Genomic DNA, 3946 nt, shown 5'->3' with positions numbered 1-3946 from the left:
TATTAAGCTTTTGCCTTATTTTATCATAAATTTTTTCACAATTCTCATAATTACTCAAAATGATACTATGTTGGGAATAATTGAACTTTTCAACTTGTGTTTTATTGTATGTTACTGTATAATTATGGTAAACATACTCATAAGTTTATCAAATTATAACACAACCTTATGAGATATGTATTTTTTTGAGAGTACAGGTGAATGAATGAAAATCAATCGTCTCCGTAAAATCCAGGAATTACTGGAAGAGCAAAAAAGCATTTCCATCAACGACCTATGTAAAACCTTTGAAGTCTCTAAGAACACTATCCGGCGTGATATTGCCGAATTGGAAAAAAATGGCATTATTAGCAAGGTTTATGGCGGAATTGTCCTGCAGGAGCAGGAAACACCTAAGACCACCAACGATACTGCAATGGCGGTGGAAAGTGATAAGCTTCATAAACAAAAAATCGCCCAAATGGCCGCTAGCCTGGTAGAGGACGATGATGTAATATACATTGATTCCGGCACTACTACTATGCACATGATGCCATATCTGGAGGATAAACACAATATCACTATTGTTACTGCCAGCATTCATGTCATAAATATTGCGGCTGCTTCAGCCAAGTTCAATCTGATTGCCACTGGTGGTACCATATATGCCCCAACCAAGGCTTTTGTTGGTCCTAGCGTAATAAACTGTTTAAAGGATTACAACATTTCCAAGATTTTTCTGGCCAGCACCGGCATTTCTGTAGAAAAGGGTGCTACTACAGCTTCGCCTTTGGAATGTGATATTAAACGGTATCTGGTGAATAAACCGGCCAAGAAAATTCTCATGGTGGACAGCACCAAAATTGATTCCGCTTCCCTTATTACCTTTTGTAATCTGGATGAAATTGACTGCATTGTGGTAGATAAGGAGCTTCCGATTAAATACCGGGATTATTTCGCAAAAAACAACATTAAAGTAATCATATCTGAATAAAGAGAAAGCTATGAAGACTGGCAACCCTCCGCCGCCTTCATAGCTTTTTTATTTACTAAGCATCAAACATTAACACAAAAAGATGTAGATAAAGTCAACTAAAATTGTTTATCGCTATTATTGCAAATGGGCCTATCGGCTAATCGCTGTCAACCACGCTTCCATCAATTCACTGGTCAAGATAGTTGTATCATCAAATTGCCCCTTGTATAAATCAGCCCGACCATCAGAGTGAACTACTTGAACCAGATTTTCTTTTTTATCATTCAGGAAAAAATTTAGGCTCACCCCTTCACTGGGAAAATGGAGGGTTATATAGTCTCCATCAGGAGTTCCTTCGCTTTCCACTCTCTTATATTGGGCGTTGCAAATAAGCCGCTCTACATAAGCCGCCGAAGCAAAGCTTCCCCGTTCTACCGGCCGATATTTGGTGGAGCTTATGCTATAGAACGCATCCGGCCTATAGGCAGTCTGGGCCAATAAAATACCTACCACACTGTTATCGTATTTAACCGGCTTCAAACCTGGATTATCCAGAATGAAATCCGGACAAACCTCCTTATAAGACCAATTAGTCAACATCTCCCACTGCCAGGCATCTCGGGCCATGGCCTCATTATTTTCCCGCATATACCGCACATCAGTAGGATGATATAGAACATAATAATTATCCTGACTGTCTTTGGCAAAAACCTCCACACCAGACATATCATAGCATAACATATTTTCCAGCTTAGTACGGTTTACCCTGCCAATATCAAACAACCAGCCCATCCCATCATAATTCTCCATCACGGATTTGCCTGCCTGTACAGAGGCCTTTTCTGATACAGAAAACAAACGGTCATCCTGCTTTGGTGTCGTACTGATCAGCAGCCAATCCTCATATTCGCTGGGGATAATCAGATCCAAACCATCCCGGGCGTAAGTCACCCCAATTTCCCCGTAATCCAGCTCACAGGCACTGCCTGACGGAGCCATACCCAGCCAAGACACTGCTGCAAGGATTGCCATTAACCCAGCCATAAAGCCTCGCGTAAATGCTTTCATTTATACCCCTCCTGTTCAACTTACCCTGCACTAACTGTTGCTAATAATCCCGTTGGAGTAAAGCACATATAAAGCCCAGGATTATTCGACCACATTCAGTTGGAGGTTAAGGTTCCCACTGAGTTAGTCTCATTTTATTGCCATAATTCCTTACGGACAGGATACTACATTTCAGCCAAAAAATAAAAGGGAATATGATAAAATTTTTTATCATATCCCCTATTACTTTAATTTTTGTTGTAGGTCCTATACATCTTGATAGGTTCCGGATTATCATTTATGCTCCAGACACCACACGGACACACACCGGCACAAATGCCACAACCAATGCATTTATTAGGATTGGATACATATGTCCAGGATCCATCCTCATTTTCAATCCGACTGATAGCCTTTTCCGGACATGATTCCAAACACATTTTACAATCACGACAGGTACCGCAGCTGACACATCGTACATGGTCATCCGCCGGATCCCCCAGCTGGCAATGATGACATTTTTCAAAATATGCCTTGGACAACCGCTCAGCCGGTATTTTCTCTTTCTCTGGGAAAGGCGTATATTCCGCACCAGTAATGTACTGGTCTGCGTAATAAGCTGCCTTGATACCATCCCCAATAGCATCCGTAAGTCTGCCCGGCTTGATAACATCGCCTGCAGCAAATACCCCCGGCAAAATGGATTTATCCCTGTTTGGAATAAGCCAGCTATCCCGGAATTTCTTTATAGAAGCATCATCCGGCAAAAAATCCAGGATTGGAGCTTCACCGATAGATACAATTACCTCATCAGCCGGAATAAAGCGGCCATCATTGGCATAAACTCCGTCTTTGGTAATCTTTTCGGTAAAGAACGGCCAAACCAGCTTACCGCCCCGATTTTCCACATACTCAATTTCATCAGCAAAGGCCGCCGGCTTTTGCACATCCACAGCAACTACCGATTCAGCCCCCATATCAAAGGCTGCCCGACAGGTGTCCATACCGGAATTACCACAGCCAATTACCACAACCCGCTTGCCAACCTTAGGATTTTCTCCCCGATTTACCTTTTTGAGGAAATCCAATCCCATGGTAAGCAATTCCTTGCCTTCCCAGTTGAAATAACGGGACTCGTGACCACCCGTTGCTACAATCACCGCATCATAGGTTTCCTGGAAATGCTTGAAGCTGTCCTTATCCACCCGGCAATTTGATACAAATTTTACACCCATGCTTTCAATGCGCTTTAGTTCAGCCTCCAAAAGATCATGGGATAAGCGGCCTCTTGGGATAACCTGCTCCAGCTTGCCGCCAATCTTTTCCGCGTCATCAAAGACAAACACCTCATGTCCCTTGCGGGCCAACTGCCAGGCCGCTGACAATCCGGCTACACCGCCACCGATAATGCCCACTTTTTTCCCAGTGGACACGGCTGGTTTCTTAACAGGAGTAAAGGCCGACAAATACCCCAATGGGCCAATCTGAATCGGTTCATCAATACCGCCCCGGGTACACCCGTCCATACAAGGATTTGGACACACGCTACCACATACTGAACCTGGAAAAGGCGTATACTGCAATTCTAATTCTATGGCTTCCTGCAGCCGCCCCTGTCTTATCAAATTGTATCTCAGCTGGGTAGGAATCCCCGTTGGGCAGGAGAATTCACATGGTGCAGCGTACTTGGCATTATCCCAGCTTGGTACCCGTAAGCGATACAGGCCGGTGGAAATAGTGTTATGCACCGCAAAATCGTCCACAGCTACATCGGAAAAAATGCCCCCCTTGACCCATTCCTGAGTACGAAAATCCTTAATGGACATCTTGCCGCTCGGATTGACACTTTTTTCCTCAAAGGTTAATGGCCGCAGCTTTTTCCACTCATCCCAGTTTGACAGCTCCGATGCCAATTCAGGCTGCTCAATTTTGTCTAAAAATTCC

General features: G+C 43.7%; 3 protein-coding genes. 1 reads left to right on the top strand and 2 read right to left on the bottom strand.

Annotation, left to right across the window (positions count from 1 at the left end; genetic code table 11):
• The first annotated feature begins 205 nt into the window (after nucleotides 1-205).
• Complete coding sequence (locus tag QZV24_RS10000) at nucleotides 206-973, top strand: DeoR/GlpR family DNA-binding transcription regulator (protein ID WP_294523427.1); 768 nt, start codon at nucleotides 206-208, stop codon at nucleotides 971-973.
• Nucleotides 974-1105: 132 nt separating this feature from the next.
• On the opposite strand, the gene QZV24_RS09995 is transcribed toward QZV24_RS10000, so the two are convergent.
• Nucleotides 1106-2023 carry a hypothetical protein gene (locus QZV24_RS09995; RefSeq protein WP_294523425.1) on the bottom strand — a complete coding sequence of 306 codons (918 nt, stop codon included), beginning with the start codon at nucleotides 2021-2023 and terminating at the stop codon, nucleotides 1106-1108.
• 227 nt (nucleotides 2024-2250) lie between these two features.
• The coding region (locus tag QZV24_RS09990) for an FAD-dependent oxidoreductase (RefSeq protein ID WP_294523423.1) at nucleotides 2251-3946 on the bottom strand (1696 nt) is incomplete at its 5' end.

This window comes from uncultured Anaerovibrio sp., from assembly GCA_902786545.1.
GTDB lineage: Bacteria > Bacillota > Negativicutes > Selenomonadales > Selenomonadaceae > Anaerovibrio.
The sequence above is the reverse complement of the archived record's forward strand: the minus strand, read 5'-3'. Positions and strand labels throughout refer to the sequence as shown.

Excerpts from the sequence above, each read along its gene's own strand:
- QZV24_RS09995 (WP_294523425.1), bottom strand. The coding sequence starts at position 2,023 with ATGAAAGCATTTACGCGAGGCTTTATGGCTGGGTTAATGGCAATCCTT.
- QZV24_RS10000 (WP_294523427.1), top strand. The coding sequence starts at position 206 with ATGAAAATCAATCGTCTCCGTAAAATCCAGGAATTACTGGAAGAGCAA.